The 17777-nt window shown below is 73.8% G+C and carries 16 protein-coding genes; 8 read left to right on the top strand and 8 right to left on the bottom strand.

Translation table 11 applies throughout. The features are described 5' to 3' along the window. Positions 1–41 precede the first annotated feature (41 nt). The 4 genes from ABZ951_RS23240 (at position 42) to ABZ951_RS23225 (ending at position 5608) form a co-directional block, all read left to right on the top strand. Positions 42–2132, top strand: coding sequence for a catalase (locus ABZ951_RS23240; RefSeq protein ID WP_344093563.1), 2091 nt, complete (start codon positions 42–44; stop codon positions 2130–2132). A gap of 60 nt (positions 2133–2192) precedes the next feature. Further along, a complete protein-coding gene (locus ABZ951_RS23235) occupies positions 2193–3383 on the top strand; it encodes a zinc-dependent alcohol dehydrogenase (protein WP_344093561.1) in 1191 nt (396 codons plus the stop codon). 46 nt (positions 3384–3429) lie between these two features. After that, entirely contained in the window at positions 3430–4434 is a 1005-nt protein-coding gene (locus ABZ951_RS23230) for an SDR family NAD(P)-dependent oxidoreductase (RefSeq protein ID WP_344093559.1), read from the top strand. Between the two features lie 97 nt (positions 4435–4531). Then, the gene (locus ABZ951_RS23225; protein WP_344093556.1) at positions 4532–5608 is read left to right on the top strand and encodes a glutamate--cysteine ligase; all 1077 of its coding nucleotides are present in this window, start codon (positions 4532–4534) and stop codon (positions 5606–5608) included. Positions 5609–5641: 33 nt separating this feature from the next. Here ABZ951_RS23225 and ABZ951_RS23220 read toward each other — a convergent pair whose 3' ends face one another. Beyond that, positions 5642–5848: a hypothetical protein gene (locus tag ABZ951_RS23220; RefSeq protein ID WP_344093553.1), complete on the bottom strand. Its 207-nt coding sequence runs from the start codon at positions 5846–5848 to the stop codon at positions 5642–5644. Between the two features lie 264 nt (positions 5849–6112). On the opposite strand from ABZ951_RS23220, the gene ABZ951_RS23215 reads away from it, so the two are divergent. Further along, a complete protein-coding gene (locus ABZ951_RS23215; protein ID WP_344093551.1) occupies positions 6113–6928 on the top strand; it encodes an SAM-dependent methyltransferase in 816 nt (271 codons plus the stop codon). Between the two features lie 280 nt (positions 6929–7208). On the opposite strand, the gene ABZ951_RS23210 is transcribed toward ABZ951_RS23215, so the two are convergent. Beyond that, positions 7209–8171 (bottom strand): ScbA/BarX family gamma-butyrolactone biosynthesis protein, encoded by a 963-nt coding sequence (locus tag ABZ951_RS23210; RefSeq protein WP_344093549.1) that lies wholly within the window; start codon positions 8169–8171, stop codon positions 7209–7211. Positions 8172–8356: 185 nt separating this feature from the next. On the opposite strand from ABZ951_RS23210, the gene ABZ951_RS23205 reads away from it, so the two are divergent. Further along, positions 8357–9043 carry a ScbR family autoregulator-binding transcription factor gene (locus tag ABZ951_RS23205; RefSeq protein ID WP_344093546.1) on the top strand — a complete coding sequence of 229 codons (687 nt, stop codon included), beginning with the start codon at positions 8357–8359 and terminating at the stop codon, positions 9041–9043. Positions 9044–10149: 1106 nt separating this feature from the next. On the opposite strand, the gene ABZ951_RS23200 is transcribed toward ABZ951_RS23205, so the two are convergent. Further along, the gene (locus ABZ951_RS23200; protein WP_344093544.1) at positions 10150–10887 is read right to left on the bottom strand and encodes a ScbR family autoregulator-binding transcription factor; all 738 of its coding nucleotides are present in this window, start codon (positions 10885–10887) and stop codon (positions 10150–10152) included. 571 nt (positions 10888–11458) lie between these two features. Continuing rightward, positions 11459–11968, bottom strand: a complete 510-nt coding sequence (locus ABZ951_RS23195) for a DUF6314 family protein (RefSeq protein ID WP_344093542.1) — start codon at positions 11966–11968, stop codon at positions 11459–11461. Positions 11969–12128: 160 nt separating this feature from the next. Between ABZ951_RS23195 and ABZ951_RS23190 the strand changes: the two genes are divergently transcribed. Continuing rightward, entirely contained in the window at positions 12129–13241 is a 1113-nt protein-coding gene (locus tag ABZ951_RS23190; RefSeq protein ID WP_344093579.1) for a DUF5937 family protein, read from the top strand. A 10-nt stretch (positions 13242–13251) separates the two neighbouring features. Here the strand turns inward: ABZ951_RS23190 and ABZ951_RS23185 are convergent, their stop codons facing one another. The 3 genes from ABZ951_RS23185 to ABZ951_RS23175 form a co-directional block, all read right to left on the bottom strand. Beyond that, a complete protein-coding gene (locus ABZ951_RS23185; RefSeq protein ID WP_344093540.1) occupies positions 13252–14073 on the bottom strand; it encodes a Mut7-C RNAse domain-containing protein in 822 nt (273 codons plus the stop codon). Between the two features lie 35 nt (positions 14074–14108). Next, positions 14109–14828 (bottom strand): PhzF family phenazine biosynthesis protein, encoded by a 720-nt coding sequence (locus tag ABZ951_RS23180; protein ID WP_344093537.1) that lies wholly within the window; start codon positions 14826–14828, stop codon positions 14109–14111. A 429-nt stretch (positions 14829–15257) separates the two neighbouring features. Beyond that, a complete protein-coding gene (locus ABZ951_RS23175) occupies positions 15258–15629 on the bottom strand; it encodes a hypothetical protein (RefSeq protein ID WP_344093535.1) in 372 nt (123 codons plus the stop codon). Between the two features lie 554 nt (positions 15630–16183). Between ABZ951_RS23175 and ABZ951_RS23170 the strand changes: the two genes are divergently transcribed. Next, positions 16184–16735 (top strand): superoxide dismutase family protein, encoded by a 552-nt coding sequence (locus tag ABZ951_RS23170; RefSeq protein WP_344093533.1) that lies wholly within the window; start codon positions 16184–16186, stop codon positions 16733–16735. A 162-nt stretch (positions 16736–16897) separates the two neighbouring features. Here the strand turns inward: ABZ951_RS23170 and ABZ951_RS23165 are convergent, their stop codons facing one another. Then, on the bottom strand, positions 16898–17620 hold the full coding sequence (locus ABZ951_RS23165; protein WP_344093531.1) for a helix-turn-helix transcriptional regulator: 723 nt from the start codon (positions 17618–17620) through the stop codon (positions 16898–16900). Between the last annotated feature and the right edge of the window lie 157 nt (positions 17621–17777).

Below are 17777 nucleotides of genomic sequence, written 5' to 3'. Positions count from 1 at the left end.
CCCCGCGGCGCGCCACCGGGACAGGAAGAGGTCGACAGCCCATGGCTGACCCGAAGCAGCAGCAGCGAGACGCCTTTCGCGCGGCGGACCCGGCCGGAGGCCCGCTCACCACCGATCAGGGCGTGGTGGTCGACCACACCGACGACTCGCTGCGGGCCGGCGACCGCGGCCCCACCCTGATGGAGGACTTCCACTTCAGGGAGAAGATCACGCGGTTCGACCACGAGCGGATCCCGGAACGGGTGGTGCACGCCCGGGGAGCCGGCGCCTACGGCTACTTCGAGCCCTACGCGTCCTGCGCCGAGTTCACCAAGGCCGCCTTCCTCCAGGACCCCTCCGTGCGAACCCCCGTCTTCGTCCGCTTCTCGACCGTGCAAGGGCCCCGCGGCTCCGCCGACACCGTCCGGGACGTCCGCGGCTTCGCGACGAAGTTCTACACCTCCGAGGGCAACTACGACCTCGTCGGAAACAACTTCCCCGTCTTCTTCATCCAGGACGGCATCAAGTTCCCCGACTTCGTCCACGCCGTGAAACCCGAACCCCACAACGAGATCCCCACCGGGGCGTCCGCTCACGACACCCTCTGGGACTTCGTCTCCCTCCAGCCCGAGACGCTCCACACCATCATGTGGCTGATGTCCGACCGGGCCATCCCGCGCAGCTACCGCATGATGCAGGGCTTCGGAGTGCACACCTTCCGCTTCGTCAACGCGGAGGGGCGCGGGACGTTCGTGAAGTTCCACTGGAAGCCGAAGCTCGGCGTGCACAGCCTCGTGTGGGACGAGGCCCAGGAGACCCAGGGCCGCGACCCGGACTTCAACCGCCGCGACCTGTGGGACACCATCGAGGCCGGCGACTTCCCCGAGTGGGAGCTGGGCGTCCAGCTCGTGCCCGAGGAGGACGAGCACTCCTTCGACTTCGACCTCCTCGACGCCACGAAGATCATCCCCGAGGAGCTGGTGCCCGTACGGCCGATCGGCCGCATGGTCCTCGACCGCAACCCCGACAATTTCTTCGCCGAGACCGAACAGGTCGCCTTCCACACGGCGAACGTCGTCCCCGGCATCGACTTCACCAACGACCCCCTCCTGCAGGCCCGCAACTTCTCCTACCTCGACACCCAGCTGATCCGGCTCGGCGGCCCCAACTTCGCCCAGATCCCGATCAACCGCCCCGTGGCACCCGTGCGCACCAACCAGCGCGACGGCTACCACCAGGGAAAGATCCACCGGGGGACGAACTACAGTCCCAACTCCCTCGGCGGCGGCTGCCCCGCGGTCGCCACCGGCGACCCGGCGGCCTACCGCCACCTGATGGAACGGGTCGACGGCGCCAAGGTGCGCCGGCGCAGCCCGAGCTTCGACGACCACTACACCCAGCCCGCCCTCTTCTGGCACAGCATGGCCGACTGGGAGAAGCGGCACATCGTCGACGCCTTCCGCTTCGAACTGGGCAAGGTCGCGGCCAAGGAGGTACGGGCGCGCACCGTCGAACAGCTCGCCCTCGTCGACCACGAGCTCGCCACCGCCGTCGCCGAAGGCATCGGCGTGACCCCGCCGCAGCAGCGGGCCGACACCCCCCGCCCCACCCCCTCACCGGCCCTGAGCATCGCCAACAACCAGGCCGACACCCCCTCGGTCAGCACCCGGCAGATCGCCGTCCTGGTCTGCGACGGCGTGGACGCCGGGCAGGCGAGCGCGGTGCGCACCGCCCTCGCGGACCAGGGCGCCGTCGTGGAGTTCATCGCCCCGCAGGACGGCACCGTCACCGCCGCCGACGGCACCGACACCGAGGTCGACCGGGCACTGCCCACCGTCGCCTCCGTGCTCTACGACGCCGTTCTGCTGCCCCCGGGCGCCCTGGACTCGGGCGATCCGGCCAGTGACGGAGCCGCCCGCCGGTTCGTCCAGGACGCCTACCGCCACGGCAAGGCGATCGGAGCGCTCGGCTCCGCCGTCGAGGTCCTGGCCGAGCTGCTGCCCGCGGAGGTCTGGGAGACCTCCGGTGACTCCCGCCCGGTCACCGACCGGTCCATCGTCACCTGCGGCACGGCGAACGCCGACTTCACCGCCGCCTTCACCGAGGCCGTGGCCGCGCACCGCGACTGGTCCCGTCCCCCGCTCACCCGCTGAGCAGCCGGCCGGGGCGGGCGAGCGCCCGCCCCGGCCGCTGCGCGAAGGAAGTGATCCGCCATGCGGGCCACCGTCTGGCACGGCAAGCGCGACGTCCGGGTCGACCACGTCCCGGACCCCGTGATCCAAGAACCCACCGACGCCGTCATCCGCATCACCTCCACCGGCCTGTGCGGCTCCGACCTGCACCTTTACGAGGTGCTCACCCCCTTCATGACACCCGGCGACATCCTGGGCCACGAGCCGATGGGCATCGTGGAGGAGACCGGGTCCGACGTCCCCGGGCTCGCACCCGGCGACCGGGTCGTCGTCCCCTTCCAGATCGCCTGCGGCAGCTGCGTGATGTGCGGGAGCGGCCTCCCCACCCAGTGCGAGACCACCCAGGTCCGCGAGCACGGGACGGGTGCCCGGCTGTTCGGCTACACCAAGCTCTACGGCGCCGTCCCCGGCGCCCAGGCCGAATACCTCCGCGTCCCCCAGGCGCACTTCGGGCCCATCAAGGTGCCCCACGGGCCGGCCGACGACCGGTTCGTCTACCTCTCCGACGTCCTGCCGACCGCCTGGCAGGCGGTCCGCTACGCCGGCGTCGAACCGGGCAGCAGCGTCGCCGTCCTGGGGCTCGGCCCCATCGGCACCATGGCTTGCCGGATCGCCCGCCACCTGGGCGCCGCCCGGGTGATCGGCGTCGACCTCGTCCCCGAACGCCTGGAGCGGGCCCGCCGCGACGGCTTCGACGTCTTCGACCTGGAGGACTTCGACGACGAGAACGACCTGACGGCAGCCGTCCGCGACCTCACCGACGGCCGGGGCCCCGACGCCGTCATCGACGCGGTGGGCACCGAGGCCCACGGCAGCCCCGCGGGCCGCCTCGCCCAGCAGGCCACGGGCCTCATGCCGCCGCGCTGGGCCGAGAAGCTCATGCAGAAGGCGGGCGTGGACCGCATGGGTGCCCTCCACCTGGCCATCAACCTCGTGCGCCGCGGCGGCACCGTGTCCATCAGCGGCGTCTACGGCGGCATGACCGACCCCATGCCCATGCTCACCCTCTTCGACAAGCAGCTCCAGCTCCGGATGGGCCAGGCCAACGTCCGCCGCTGGTCCGACGAGATCCTCCCGCTGCTCGACGACGAGGACGTGCTCGGCGTCGACACCCTCGCCACCCACCACCTGCCCCTGGACGAGGCCCCGCAGGCGTACGAGATGTTCCAGAAGAAGGCCGACGGCGTGCTGAAGGTCCTTCTCCATCCGTGACCCCGCCCGCGACACCGCGCGGAACCCGCCCGGCGAAGGAGCCACCATGCCGCACCCCGCCCCCCGCCCCTTCGACGGGCTCTCCGCGGTCGTCACCGGCGGCTCCCGCGGCCTGGGCCTGCTCATGGCACGCCGATTGATGGCGCGCGGAGCCGCCGTGACCATCGCCGCCCGGGACCGCACGGAACTCGCCGACGCCACCGCCCTCCTGAGCGGCACCGGCCGGGCGGGCCGCATCCGGTCCGCCGTCTGCGACGTCCGCGACCAGGCCGCCGTACGGGACCTCTTCGCCGAGGTCGCCGCCCGCGACGGCGGCGTCGACCTCGTCATCGCGGGCGCCGGAATCATCCAGGTCGCCCCCTGGGAGGCCGCGGGAACCCGGGGCTTCCGCGAAGCCATGGCCACCATCTTCGAAGGCGCCCTCAACACCGCCACGGAAGCCATGCCCCACCTGCGGCGCAGCCCGGCCGGCGGAAGGCTGGCACTGATCGGGTCCATCGGCGGCCTGGTGGCCGTCCCGCACCTGCTGCCCTACTCGTGCGCCAAGTCCGCCGTGGCGGCCCTGGCGGAAGGGCTGCGCGCGGAGGAGGCGGCCCGCGGGGTCACCGTCACCGCCGTCCACCCCGGCCTGATGCGCACCGGCTCCCACCTGCACGCCCGCTTCGGCGGGGCAGCGGAGAAGGAATACGCCTGGTTCTCCGCCCTCGCGGGCGCACCGGTGGTCTCCATGGACGCCGAACGCGCCGCCGAACGCATCGTCTCCGGCATCGAACGCCGCCGCGCCCGCATCGTCCTCACACCCGCCGCCCGCCTCGCCGCCACCGCCCACGGCCTCGCCCCGGCCACGACCACGCGCCTGATGTCCGTCTTCGCCCGCGCGCTCCCGCGCCACCACGGCGAGCACGGCGAGCCGGTCGAGGGCCACACCCTGACTCCGCCCGGCGGGCCGGCGGCCCGGCTGCGCCGCGCCCTGGGCGCCCTCAATGACAAGGCCGCGGACCGGTTCAACCAGCGCGGCCACGACCGCCCGCCGGGCTCGCCGGCCGGCTGAGCCCGGCGCCCCGGCCGCCCCTCACAGGTCCTTGGCGTATCACCCGCACACGCGGGCAACAGGAGGGAGAGTGGACCGCTGAGAAGGGCAGGCCAGGGTGCGTACCGTCGGTGTGGAAGAGGAACTGCTGCTGGTGGACCCCGCGAGCGGGGAGCCCCGGGCCGTCTCGGAGGCGGTGCTGGCACAGGCCCGGGACGAGGACGGCCTGGAGAAGGAGCTGCAGTCGGAGCAGCTGGAGACGGCCACCAGCCCCCGGGAGCGGATGGCCGACCTGGCGCTGGAGATACGCCGGCGGCGCGCCGTGGCGTCGGAGCAGGCCCGGGCGGTCGGGGCGGAGGTCGCGGCACTGGCCACCTCTCCGCTGCCGGCCGATCCGTCGCTGAGCCCGGGCCGGCGCTACCACCGGCTGGCGGCGGCCTACGGGCTGACGGCCCAGGAGCAGCTCACCTGCGGATGCCACGTCCACGTCCAGGTCGACTCGGACGAGGAGGGCGTCGCCGTCCTGGACCGCGTCCGGCCCTGGCTGGCCCCCCTGCTGGCGCTCAGCGCGAACTCCCCCTTCTGGCAGGGGGAGGACACCGGCTACAGCAGTTACCGCAGCCGGGTGTGGGGCCGCTGGCCGTCGGCGGGCCCGGTGGAGGCGTTCGGCTCGGCGGAGCGGTACCACGAGCAGGTCAAGGCCATGGTGGCGACCGGGGCGCTGCTGGACGAGGGCATGGTCTACTTCGACGCGCGGCTCTCCCACACCTTCCCCACCGTCGAGGTGCGGGTGGCCGACGTGTGCCTGGACGCGGACGACACGGTGCTCGTGGCCGCGCTCGTGCGGGGCCTGGTGGAAACGTCGGCCCGCGCCTGGCGCGCCGGGGAACCGCCCGCGCCGGTCCCCGTCGCGGTGCTGCGGCTGGCCGCCTGGCGCGCGGGGCGCTCCGGACCGGCGGGCCCGCTCGTCCGCCCCCTGACCTGGGCTCCGGCCTCCGCCGAAACGGTGGCGTGGGCGCTCCTGGAGCACGTCGCGGCAGCGCTCTCGGACGCCGGGGACCTGGAGATGGCCGAGGAACTGCTGAACCGGCTGCTCAGCCGCGGCGGCGGGGCGGCCGTCCAGCGCGCGATTCTCGACCGCTCCGGTGACCTGCGGACGGTCGTCAGGGAAGCCGTGGCGCGGACCACCGGCTGACGGCACCGCCGGGCCCGGCGGTGCCCGCCGGGCTCAGGCGGCGTGCTTGCGGCGAGGGTGCGCGGCGCCGTCCTCGGCGGGGTCGTCGCCGGGCTCCCGGTCGGGGAGCGGGGGGACGGCCCGCAGGAGACGCCGCGCCCGCGGGGGCGCCGGGCCGCCCAGCATGCGGTCCTCGTAGCGGCTGAGCGCGAGCACCGCGCACAACAGCAAGGGGGGAAGAAGAAGAGCGACGGCGACCACGTGGGCCCCTTCCGCGGTGGCGGGTGTCCCTTGTCGCGTTGCCGCGCCCGGCGCGCGCAAACACCACCGCTGGACGCACCCGTGTGCGCCCCGGCGCCCGGCGGCCCGCCACCACCGCCGTTCTGCCGTGCGAAGTGGTGATACGACAACCAGTCAATCCGTTTGTCAGCCCTTCGGGGGCTCGTTGCCCCGCCCGGGCGCCTCTAGCATGAACGGCTTGGGGAGTGCGCCCCTCCGTGGCGCGCGTGACCTCCGGGGAGAACGATGCTCCACGACAGTGGCCTGCCGTACGAGGTGGACATCAGCACACCCAGCGTGGCCCGCATGTACGACTACCTGCTGGACGGGCGGAACCACTACCCCGCGGACCGCCGGGCCTGTGCGGATCTGCTGCGGCAGGTGCCGAGCATGAAGGCGCTGGCCCTGAATAACCGTCAGTTTCTGCGCCGGGCCGTGCGCGCCCTGGCCCGTGACCACGGGATCCGCCAGTTCATCGACCACGGCTCCGGCCTGCCCACCCAGGACAACGTCCACGAGGTCGCCCAGCGGGTCGACCCCGGGTGCCGCGTCGTGTACGTGGACAACGATCCGATCGTCTGGAACATCGGGGGCGCGCTCCTGGAACGCGACAGGAACTCCGCCGTCCTGCAGGCCGACATGCGCGACACCGCCCGGATCTTCGACAGCAGGCAGGTACGGGGGCTCATCGACCTGAACCGGCCCGTCGCCGCGCTGTTCGTCTCGGTCCTGCACTGCATCCCCGACGAGGACGGGCCCGGCGCACTGGTCGAGGAGGTCGCCTCCCGGCTCCCCGACGGCAGCTTCCTGGTGATCTGCCAGCTTGTCAGCGACAACCCGGGGCTGCGCGAGTTCGTCACCGAGTTCATGGACGTCCAGACCCGGGGCCGCTGGGGGCGCGTGCGCGAGAAGCGGGACGTGCGGGCCTACTTCGCCTCCCTGGAGGTCGAACCCCCGGGGCTGGTGGAGGTCTCCCGCTGGCGGCCCGGAGCCGGCGCGGGGCCCGTGCAGGAGACCTTCGAATGGGAGGAGTACGGGGGCGTCGGGAGAATCACCCGCTGACCGGCGCGCCCCCTCGCGCCGCCGGCGCGCCGCTCGGCGGCACGGCGGGACACCAGCCGGCATCGACGCGGCGCCTCACGCGGGCGCCGGGCGGTCCGGCGTGCCCTGCCCGCGCGAGGCCGCGTTCCCCGGCCCCGCTGTGTTCGTGCCCCCGGCCGCAGACCGTCCCCCGCGCTGTCTCCGACCGGTTCCCTCGCCGCCCGCTCCCCGGGCCGGCCCCCCTCGGGCCTGATTCCGCCCGCTCGGCGAAAACGCCCCACGGCCGGTTCTTCAACGCCTCTCAGTGCTCGTCGCTGAGAATCGTGTGGAAAACGGGACGACCGTCCTGATGGCCGTAAACATGGTGAATGGTGGAGTGGGTGAGGGGGTTATGAGTGGAGTGGTGGGTAAGGGTGCAAGGCTGGTCGAATTCCACGTACGTGTGGAAAGTGGTGTGCGTAGTGGTGGGGTGGAAAGCGGGGGCAAGGGGGAGGTTGTGCGCTGATCTGCCGGCGAGGCCGGCCGGGCCGTCGCTGTGGTGCCCCTGGGTGAGGTGACGGACGGCCTGATGGGCGGCTTCGATGAGGACGAGACCGGGGACGTGGTCGACGGGGTGGTCGTAGAGGACGGTGTTGGCGAAGGGGTGGCGCAGGAGCCACTGCCGGGGGTCGGACGTGGGGGAGAGGAGAACCTCGGCGGCCGTGCGGCGGCCCACGCCGGCGGGCGGCAGGGGGGCGGGGAGGGGCGGCTGCTCGCTGACGGCCTCGGCATGGGTGCCGCGGAGCCGCCGGTAGACCGTCGGCGGGATCCACTCGAAAGCGGTGTCGGCGGTGCCGACCACGTGGGGGCCGTGGTGGAGCGTCATGGCGAGGTGGACGCCGGTGACACGGGTGCCGCGGGTGGCCGTCGGGGTGGCGGTGACGTGGATGTCGAGGGCGGCCGGCTCGTCCTCGGGAAGGGGGCACGCGGGGTCGAGGGTGAAGTTGAAGGTCCGCAGGAGAACGGCGTGGGCGAGCGGGGCGGCGAACTCGGCGTGCGCGAGGAGGAGCGCTGCCTGGCGTATGGTCTGGGCCGCGACGAGGGTCTCGCAATGGGTACCGTGTCCGGGGATATGGCGAGCGGTGCCGGCGGGCCAGAGGGCCGTGACCGTGAAGCGGTCGTCGTCGTGCCGGTCCCAGCCGGTGCACACCACGTTCTCGGGGTGGCCGCCGAGGTGGACCAGGGCGGGGGCGACGGTGGTGGGCTGCAGCAGGGTCTGGGTCATGGTCTTTTCCCTTTGAGGCAGAGTGTTCTGCTTCACCGGCCGGAGGTCAGCCGATGATAAGATACGTACTATCCGGTTTGGTTTTCAATTTGTTGTTGGGTGAGAGAGGGCCGTGCCCCTGCCGTCTTTCTGTCGTGCCGGCCGGGGAGTGAAGTGCCAGCGATTGAGCTACAGGAGGTGCCCTCATGGCGAAACAGGCGCGGGCGATCCAGACACGCCGCGTGATTCTGGAGGCGGCGGGTGCCGTTTTCGATGAGTTCGGTTACGAGTCCGCGACGATTGCCGAGATCCTCTCGCGCGCGGGTGTGACCAAGGGGGCTCTGTATTTCCACTTCGCGTCGAAGGAAGAGCTGGCGCGAGGGGTGCTGGGCGAAGCGCTGACGACCGAAGGCGTGCTGCCGCAGGAGTCGAAGCTGCAGGAGTGGGTGGACGTCGGGATGGTCCTCGCGCACCGGCTTCCGGCGGAGCCCCTGCTCAGCGCTTCGATCCGGCTGTCCGCGGACCGCAAGGCGCGCGACCTGTTCGGCACGTCCTGGACGGGCTGGATCGATTACATCGCCGGGCTGCTGGTGGCCGCGAAGGAGCAGGGCGAGCTGCTGCCCCACGTCGACCCGCACCAGGCCGCGACCCTGTTCGTGAGCTCGTGGACGGGAGTGGAGATCGTCGCCACCTCCCTGGAGAACGACCAGACCCTGGAAGCCAGGATTGCCGTCCTCTACGACTACTTCCTCCCCAGCGTCGCCGTGCCCGGCGCGCTGCGGCGGCTGGACACCGCCCCGGACCGCGGCGGCCGGGTCTGGCAGGCGCATCACGAGCACTACGGGCAGGAGCGCGCGGCGGAGCCCGACGGCGTCCTGTCCTCCCGCGCCTGATTCCCGCACCTCTCGCCCCCGTATCCGTTCGCGCCGCCCTCCGCGGACGCCGTTCTTGCAGGGCTCCCTGAAGCCGGATCCCCCTTTGGTCCCTGCCCCCGCGCAGTTCCCCCGCGCAGCCCCGCCCCGGCCTTTCCGTGCCGGGCCGGGGCTTGACGTTTTTTCACGGCCGCTGTGCGCGGCCCGGCCGCCTCCCCGGGCCCGCCGCGGGCTCCTGACGCCTGGTCATAGGGCGTCGTCGGCCGCCGTGCTGAGGTCTTGTGGGAGGTGAGGCTGCCTGCCCGTCCGGCAGGCGCCGGACGGGCAGGCGAGGCGGGCTCTTCCGTCAGGGGGCGATCCCCTCCACCGCCCCTCGACGGCTGCCCGCCGTGGGATGTGCCGCCGTCGGTCCGTGTCACGGCCCGTCCGGCCGAGCGTGCCGAGGCGGTGCGGGGCCGGCCCGCACGGCGATGCCGTCCACGGCCCTCCGGGCGGGCGCGGAAGGGCCTCCTGCTCCAACGGCCCCCGGGTTCCGGGCCGCTGACGGTCCGGTGGGGCGGGCAGAGGTGTCCACGCTTCTCCTCGAGAGTGTTCCGGTGCCGGCGGCGCCGTGGCCGGTGGCCACGGCAATGCTCGCCTGTCGGAGGCAAGCCGCCCCTTCCGGGGTGCCGCGTGCTCTCCGACGCTCGGACGGTAACAAACCGGCTAGCCTGTTTGTCAAGAGGAGGCGTCTCCCGATGTGCGGAGATGTACCACTCGGCTAGGAGATGCCCGAATTGGGGTGTAGGGGGCACCCGTTCCGTCGGTGTCCGGGGCGGGCGCGCGGCTCTCGGGGGCGGGAGCGGCGCGTCGGGCTCCGGCCTCGCGGGGCCGCGTGTCCGGCCGGGGCCGGGCCGGGCGGCGGGGGAGTCCGCGTCGGCCTGTGCGCCGGGCGCACCGTGCCGGTCGTGAACCGGCGGTGCCCTGCCCTCGGGGGTGCGGGGCGCTGTGCGGCCGGGGGAGGCGGCGCGATGCGGAAAGGGCGCGGGGCGCGGGCGCAGGGCGCCGTGTGCGGACGGGGTCGGCCTGGGCGGCCCCGTCCGGCCGGACGGGCGCTGCCGGGCCGTTGCCAGGGTGTCCGGCGGGTGTCAGCTGGGCACGGGCACGGGCACCGGCACTGCGGCCAGGGAGACGACCGGGGCTGCTGCTTCGGGTGCTGCCGTCGTCGCTGCCACGGGGGCGGACGGGTGGGTCGGGGTGTGGGTCCCGCCGGGGAGAAGCTGCGGGAGGTGGGAGGGCGTGGCGAGGGTGGGGAGGAGCGTCTGCCAGAGGGTGGTGACCGTGGTGTGGGAGAGCCACTGGTGGTTCTGGCGGGCGAGGGCCTCGAAGCCGGCCGTGGCGCCGACGATGGTGGTCGTGAGCTGGCGCGGGGTGAGCGAGGGATGGGTCGTGTGCTGCTGGGCGGCCTGGGTGAGCGTGTAGGTGACGTAGGTGTGCCACTGGGCGCGCAGGTCGGGGCGGGGGCCGGAGTCGGGGTCGGTGTGCGAAGGGCGGCAGTTGAGGCGGAAGCCCGCGCGGGTGACCACGTCCCAGCGGAGCTGCTCGGCGATGGCGTGTGTGGTGTCGATGAGCGTCTGCAGGGGGGAGACGCTCTTGCGCTGGATGTTGCGGGTGATGGCGTGGAGGGTGCGGGTCGCCTCGGTTTCGACGGCGGCGGCCATGGCGGCCTTGGTGTCGAAGTGGAAGTGGAGCGCCCCTGAGCTGACCCCGGCGCCGGCGCTGATCGCGGAGAGCTTGGCACGCGTGTAGCCGTGCTGGTCGAAGGCTTGCGCCGCCGAGCGGATGAGGGCGTGGCGGGTGTTCATGGCCCGTTCTTGCTTGGTCATCGAGGGCTCCCGGGGTCGTGAGAGGGGTGGGGCAGGGGCATCGGCGCCATGAAACCAACTAACTGGTTTTATTTCCACCCCCGGGGGCCGCAAAGAGGGACCCGGGAGCCCCTGGACGGATCTCCTCAGCCCGGCCGCCGGGCCGTGCGGACCGTCCTATTCCGGTTCCCGCGGGGCCGTGAACTCGCCTGTTGCGTAGGTGTTTTGCTGCTCCTCCGGCCCTCGGGGCGAGGCGCGGCGGGGGTGCCCTCGGGGGTGCGGGCCAGGAGGCAGTCAAGGTTTGACAAACCGACAATCCGGTTTCTAATGTAGAGCTGCGAGAGCCCGCCGACCCGACTGCCGTCGCGGTTTTCGCGGCGCGGGCGAAGGGGGAAACCCGCAGGTCCCTGGCTTGCCCAGGGGCCCGTTCCGACGGTAGGGCGGGAGCAACTCCCGGTGGCCGAGCCGGTTTTGCGGGCCGTTTCGACGACCTCGGCCCGGCTCCTGAGCCGGACTGTCACCCGGGTCCCGTGTGCGGGAACCGGACGGCGTACGTCACGCCGAGCGCGGCGTGGAGAGCCGCCCCGTCACCTCACGGGGTGGACTCGCCGTGGGGCCCGGCCGCTGCGCACCGCTGGTGGGTCGTGCGCAGCAGATGGTCCTTGGCCGGCCCGGTGGTGCGCCACTGGACCTGCCATGCGTCCGGTGAGACGACGGTGAAGGTGGCGAGGTAGAGGTCGGCCCCGCAGTGGTGGCGCGTGGTCCAGCGGCCGGTGCGCAGGTCCAGGTCATGGAAGGGGCGGCCGTCGGCGAACGTCACTTCGGCGGTGCCGTCCGGCGCGGGGAGGACCTGGAGCGTCCGGCTCGCGCGGTTGACGGTACCGTTCCAGCTCAGCTGCCCTTCCTCGACGTGCAGCAGGCCCGCGGAGCCGTCGAGCGGCCGGAACGCGGCCGTGCCGTCAAAGGTGCCCCGGGAGCCCGTACCGAGATCGACGAGGGTGCGCCGGACCGACCAGCGGCCCGCCAGATAGGCCAGGGCATCGGGGACCGGATGCGGACCGGACGTCCCGAGCGGCGGGGGAGTGGGGGCTGCGGAGCTCACACCCCCAGTATCTCGCGCCCGCAGTGCCACTCCGGCCCCGCCCGGGGCGGTCCGCACGCCTACAGGCCGCGGAAGCGGACCCCGGCCACGGCAGCGGCCGGTGCCGGCGGGCAGCGGTGCGGAGGAGAGCCGTGGGGTCAGGGACGATAGGGCCATGAGCGTGATCATCGACATCGCGGGGCTGCCGGCGGAGAGCATCGTCTTCCAGACGTCCCCACTGGCCGAGTTGAACGTGGCCCTGCATGCCCTGTCCGAACCGGGCCACCACCCGGGACTGCGCGGCTGGGTCACGGCGACGTCCACCGCGCTGCCCCGGGACCTCGCCGACCGGCTCCGCGAAGCCGACTTCCTGTGGCGCAACACCTTCTCCGACCTGTTCATCCCCTTCGCGGGGGTGCGGGGCGGTGACGGCAGGGCCGGGGCGACGCTCGCCGAGGAACTCGACCTGCTGGACCGGCTGGACGACGAGCAGTTCGTCTCGGCGGCGCTGGAGTTCGCCTTCCTCGCCTCGTACAACAAGGGCGGGCCGTCGCCGCTGGACGACGCGGACGCGCGGGCCAGGGCACTGGAACTGGCGGCCGCCCGCGGCCCGCAGCAGTGGCAGTTCGCCGGGCGGCTGCTGACGGACCCCGCTTCGGTGCGGGCCTGGGTGCGGCGCCTGGCCGAGGACTGCGAAGAGGCGTTCTTCGCGGACGTCTGGCAGCGCGTGCACGGCACGCTGTCCGCCGACGTCCGGCACAAGGCGGAGCTGCTGCGCCGCAAGGGTCTGGGCGAGGCGCTGACCGCGGTCTCACCCGCGCTGGTGCTGGAGGACGGCGGGCGGCGGATCCGGGTGGACAAGCTGGCGTACTGCCGGGCCACGGCGGTGGACCCCGCCGTGGGGGCGGGCCTGACGTTCGTCCCCTCGCACTTCTCCTGGCCGCACCTGATGGTCCTGGGCCGGCCCGGCTGGCGCCCGGTCGTCCACTACCCGCTCGGCTCCCCCGAATTGCCGGCGCCCACCTCGGTCGACGTGCTCCAACTGCGGCTGGAGGCGCTGGCCCACCCGGTCCGGATGCAGCTGTGCCGGAGCACGGCGCGCGCACCGCACACGACGGGTGAGCTGGCGAACATCCTCAGCCTCAGCGCACCGGAGGTGTCACGGCACCTGGCGGTGCTGAAGCAGGCGGGGTTGATCACCACACGCCGCCGGGGCCGGTATGTGCTGTACCAGTTGGACGTGACGGTGGTGGCGCGGCTGAGCAGTGACTTCCTGGAAGGCGTCCTGCGCTAGGGCGTTTCTGCTACGCGTTCCCGTGCCGGCCGTTCCCGTCCGTGCGGGTCGTGAGGTGCGGACCGGCCGCCTCCGCGGCTGCCGTCTCGTGCCGCGCGGCCGGGGCGGACGCCCCGAATTCGTCGAGTGCCCGGTTCACGATGGCTTCGAGCTGCGCGTGATGTGCCCCCTGCCAATAGACCTGTTCGCACACGGTGCACTGGGCGAACGCCTGGTAGGTGCTGCGGGTGCCGGGCCGCAGCCGGTGGTCGACGGTGTCCTTGGGGGTGCGGGTGAGCGGCCCGTTGCAGTGGGTGCACCGGGTCCAGGGGGCGAGGCGGGGCGCGAAGCGGCCCAGGACGTCGCGCAGTTGTTCCTCGGGCCGGTCGCTGTAGACGAAGGCCCCGGCCCAGACCTCGCGGCGGCGCAGCAGGCCGCGGTCGCGGGAGAGCAGGACCCGCTGCTGCTGCGCGGACTGTGCCGCCAGGGCCCGGTCGCCGGGGTCGGGCGTGTGGTAGGCGGCGTCCACGCCGAGGAGCCGCAGCCGCCGCGCGAGGGTGCCCAGGTGGATGTCGAGAAGGAACCGCAGCGGGGCCCCGGGGACGCGCTGGGGCCGGGCCACGGCCCTGACCTCGACGGTGTCGCCCGGGCGGGGAACGTACGCGGCGGGTACGGGGCGCCCGTCGACGAGGAGTTCACCGATCTCGGTGCGGGGGACACCGAAGGACTCGACGAGGTGGCCGAGGGCGGAGGTGCCGTCGGTGGCCAAGGTGGTGTGCTCGCCGCGGCGGCCGGCGGGGGCGAAGAGCCGCAGCTCAGGGGCGAGGGTGAGAGGGACAGGGGAACCGTTCACCCTCCCCAGCATGCCACCGGCCGCCCCCGGCCCGGTCACCCGCCCGCGGTTCCGGGAACCCGGTGGGCGCCGCGGGATTGTGCGGCGGTGCCCGCCCCGGCCGCCCCGGCCGCCCCGGGGGTGACGCGTCCGCCGATCTCGATGGTGCCGTCGGCGTGCGGGCGGGTGCGGATGAGGGAGGCGGTGCCCTGGTGGATGCGGAGCGGGCGGCCGAGTTGCCCGGTGAGGGTCAGCGCGGCCGCACCGGTGGCCTCGTCCTCGGCGATGTGGTCACCGCGGCGGGGGAAGCCACGGGCCCGTACGGCGCCGCGGGTCTCGTCCTGCCAGGCCCAGGCGTAGAGCCAGCCCCGGCCGGGCGGCGGTGCGGGCAGTGCCTCGACGTCGGCGGGTGACGCGTACTGCCGGGTGTGCCGTCCGGTCGCCCACGTGGGGTGGGCGCGGATCCAGGTGAGGTTCCCGTCCCGGCGGACGGGGACCTCACCGGCGGGCGGGCGGAGCACCGGGGTGCCGAGCAGCCACCCGACGCCGACCAGCGGGTGCCCGGCGAAGGGAAGCCGGCCGGCGGGGGTCCAGATGTCGACGGTGCCGCGGCGGGCGTCGTCGACGAACACGGTTTCGCTGTGGCCGAGTTCCGCGGTGAGCTCCTGGCGCTGTCGGTCATGGGGTACGGCTGCGCCCTGAGTGACGACGGCGAGGGAGTTGCCTCCCCGGCCGCCGGGGCCGGTGAAGACGTTGAGGGTCCGGATGGCTGTCATCCGGGCATTCAATCCCACGCGCCCTTTCTTCTCTCACCCCACCTTCTCGCCCCACCCGTCCCACGGGTGCGGGTGGTGGTGGGTCAGGAGCGGCGGGGGCCGGTAGCGGCCGGAGTTTGACGGAGGAGGAGCAGAAGGCGGCTGAAGCGGCCGGGCGGGCGCGCGGGACGGGCCGTTTCCGGCGGCGCGGCGACAGGGGCCTCCTTCGCCACCGCGGAGCCGCCCTGCGGGCGGAGGTCCGGCGCGGCGGCGGTGGCCTTGGGAGCGCGGGTGGCGGGCGTGCGGGCTTGGTACGCCTGGGCGCGCAGGTAGGCGCTGAGGGCACGCGCGGGGTCGAGGGGCATGACGAATCTCCTGCTCTCGTACCTGCTGGTGTGGGGGGTGTCGAGTGGTCGCGCCGGCCCCGGAACGGGCGGGCGACGGCCGCTCTCAGCAGCGCAGGATGGTGTGCCGCCCCTGGGCGGCGGCCTGCTCCATGCCGTTGACCAGGCGCAGGGGACGGAGGGAGAAGGGGGCCCGGGGCGGGCCGCAGGCGGGTGCCGGAGAGCGGGGCGGGCCCGTCCGCCCGGGCCGGCGGCCGTGCCCCGTCCTGGCCGCCACGGGGACGGCGGGGCTGCCGGCGAACTCGTCCAGCGGGGCGGATTCGGTGGGGAGGGAAGTGGAGAGGGAGTTCGTCTCCGGCTCGCCCGCGTGGGCCGTGGCCGTCGGGGCGCCACCCGTGATCATGAGCAGCACGGAGATCAGCACGGCGGTCGCACCGCGTGCCACCGTTCGCGTCAGAGCACGACCCCACACAGGCATGCACCCAGGGTAATATTGCCATTACTTTGCGTGCATTCCCGCGTTCGGGTGACGTTGCCCCGAACAGCGCCGAAATCCGGTGCGCCGGGGCGCCCGGCCGGAAAAGGGTGGTTCCCCCGGGGCCCCTGCCCGCCGGTGTGCGGGCGGTAGCGCGTGGCCGGGGTGCGTCGGCCGGTGCGGGGCGTTCCCCGCGTCGGGGGAGCGGCGGAGGGTGTCGGTGGTGCCCGCCCGGGCCGGCCGCAAGGTCGGGAGGCCGCAAGGTCGGGACAACGCGAGGTCGGGACAACGCGAGGTCGGGACAACGCGAGGTCGGGACGGGGGTGGCGGACCGTTCGGGCCGGGATCGCCGGGGGCGTCCTGGTCGGTGACGACGCCGGAACGCCCGGCGTGGAGCGGGTCCGCCGGGCCGGAGGGCGCCGGGCGTGCCGGCCTCCGGCCGTACCGGCTGGCTGGTCGGCCCGTCGCGGAGGATGCTGGGGTGGGGGCTGAGGCGGGAGCGTCCGAGATGCGGGGGAGGGCGGGCCCCGGGGGATTTCCGATGAGGGGAGAGCCTCATGCCGTTCATGACAGCAGTGCTGGCCGCGGCGTCCGTGGCGGTGGTCCCGTGGGCGGGTCCGCCTTCCCACGGTGTGAGCGTGGAGGAGCAGTTCGCCCCCGCGAGAGCCGGGGCGGGCGGCGCGGTGACGTACGACCTCGGCGCGGTGCCCGAGGGCAGCCGGGTGAAGGTCGTCGAGCGTACCGATGCCCGCGGGACCCGTATCGAGCTGCGGGTGAGCGGGGTCGAGGCGGGCCGCGGCTTCGGCGCGCACGTCCACCAGAAGCCGTGCGGTGCGGATCCGGAGGCTTCGGGCCCGCACTACCAGCACCGGGTGGACCCCGTGCAGCCGTCCGTGGACCCCGCTTACGCCAATCCCCGGAACGAGGCGTGGCTGGACTTCACCACCGACGGGCGCGGCCAGGGCGCTTCGGGTACCCGGGTGGCCTGGCACTTCCGTGCGGGCGGGGCGTATTCGGTGGTGGTGCACGAGCATCTCACCGAGACCGGTCCCGGGCACGCGGGGATGGCCGGTGAACGGCTGGCCTGCGTCAATGTGCCCTTCCGGTAGCAGGCTCCCGCCGGCTCGCCGGCTGCGGCGGCCGGCCCGGCCGGGCAACGCCCGTGCCCAGGGCGGCTCGTGAGGTGAACCGGGCCTGACCGGGCGGCCACATGGTGCGGCCGGACAGCCCCCTTTTCGGGGTCTGTCCGGCCGCGCGCTCTCGGTGGGTGTTCAGCTCTGCTGTTCGGAGGCCCGGAATGACTGCGTGCGGTGCTGTCTCTGCCGCAGGCGGGGACGGCGGAGCGGGTCGGGGACGCGGGGCCGCATCCGGCGGCGGCTGTGCTCCAGCGCCTGGGCGGCGAGGCGGCGTCTGGCGTCGAGCCACTGGTGGTGCTCGGGCTCGTAGGGGCCGAGGCCGAGGCCGACGAGGAACCCGGTCAGGGCGTCCTCGGTGGGGAGCTTCCGTCCTTGATAGACGCCGGAGATGGTGGATTTGCCGATTCCATGGCCTTCCCGGTGGGACAGGGAGTGGATGCGCTTGAGGGGCGGGTCGCCGAGCCAGAGTTTGAGCTGGCTGAGGCCGAGGCCGAACTCGGCGACGTCGGTGACGTGTTCGGGGCGCAGCCGTTCGTAGACGGCCCGCTGCCCCGGGTCGCGGGGCAGGCCGGCGGCCCGGCGCTGGCGGGGGTCGGCCACCATCTCCCAGCGGGGCCGCCACACCTCGGGGTCCTCGCCGCAGGCGAGGAGGAACGCGGCGGTGGTCCGCCAGGAGGGGCACTGCCGGCCGGCGGTGGCGGCGGACAGGGACGAGGTGGACACGCCGGTGATCTTCTCGATCTCCTCCAGGGTCAGCTCGGCGAGTTCACGGACGCGGGACATGTCGTAGGCGAGCTGGGCGCGAGCGCCTTCGCGGGGGTCGGCCGGCTTCACCGGCCGACCGGGTCGTGCGGGCATGGGGTGATTCCCTCCCCGGATGCGGGAGCCGGCGGGGGGGGGGGGGGGGGCCCCCCCCCCCCCCCCCCCGCGGGGGCCCCCCCCCCCCCCCCGCCCCCCCCCCCCCCCCCAAACAAAAAACCCCCCCCCCCCCCGGCGGGGGGGGGCGGCCCCCCCC

Origin of the sequence: Streptomyces sp. NPDC046215, assembly GCF_040646215.1 — a bacterium.
Taxonomy (GTDB): domain Bacteria; phylum Actinomycetota; class Actinomycetes; order Streptomycetales; family Streptomycetaceae; genus Streptomyces; species Streptomyces stramineus.
The sequence above is the reverse complement of the archived record's forward strand: the minus strand, read 5'-3'. Positions and strand labels throughout refer to the sequence as shown.

Excerpts from the sequence above, each read along its gene's own strand:
- ABZ951_RS23170 (WP_344093533.1), top strand. The coding sequence starts at position 16,184 with ATGCCGTTCATGACAGCAGTGCTGGCCGCGGCGTCCGTGGCGGTGGTC.
- ABZ951_RS23175 (WP_344093535.1), bottom strand. The coding sequence starts at position 15,629 with ATGCCTGTGTGGGGTCGTGCTCTGACGCGAACGGTGGCACGCGGTGCG.
- ABZ951_RS23205 (WP_344093546.1), top strand. The coding sequence starts at position 8,357 with ATGGCGAAACAGGCGCGGGCGATCCAGACACGCCGCGTGATTCTGGAG.
- ABZ951_RS23180 (WP_344093537.1), bottom strand. The coding sequence starts at position 14,828 with ATGACAGCCATCCGGACCCTCAACGTCTTCACCGGCCCCGGCGGCCGG.
- ABZ951_RS23210 (WP_344093549.1), bottom strand. The coding sequence starts at position 8,171 with ATGACCCAGACCCTGCTGCAGCCCACCACCGTCGCCCCCGCCCTGGTC.
- ABZ951_RS23230 (WP_344093559.1), top strand. The coding sequence starts at position 3,430 with ATGCCGCACCCCGCCCCCCGCCCCTTCGACGGGCTCTCCGCGGTCGTC.
- ABZ951_RS23215 (WP_344093551.1), top strand. The coding sequence starts at position 6,113 with ATGCTCCACGACAGTGGCCTGCCGTACGAGGTGGACATCAGCACACCC.
- ABZ951_RS23235 (WP_344093561.1), top strand. The coding sequence starts at position 2,193 with ATGCGGGCCACCGTCTGGCACGGCAAGCGCGACGTCCGGGTCGACCAC.
- ABZ951_RS23200 (WP_344093544.1), bottom strand. The coding sequence starts at position 10,887 with ATGACCAAGCAAGAACGGGCCATGAACACCCGCCACGCCCTCATCCGC.
- ABZ951_RS23165 (WP_344093531.1), bottom strand. The coding sequence starts at position 17,620 with ATGCCCGCACGACCCGGTCGGCCGGTGAAGCCGGCCGACCCCCGCGAA.
- ABZ951_RS23240 (WP_344093563.1), top strand. The coding sequence starts at position 42 with ATGGCTGACCCGAAGCAGCAGCAGCGAGACGCCTTTCGCGCGGCGGAC.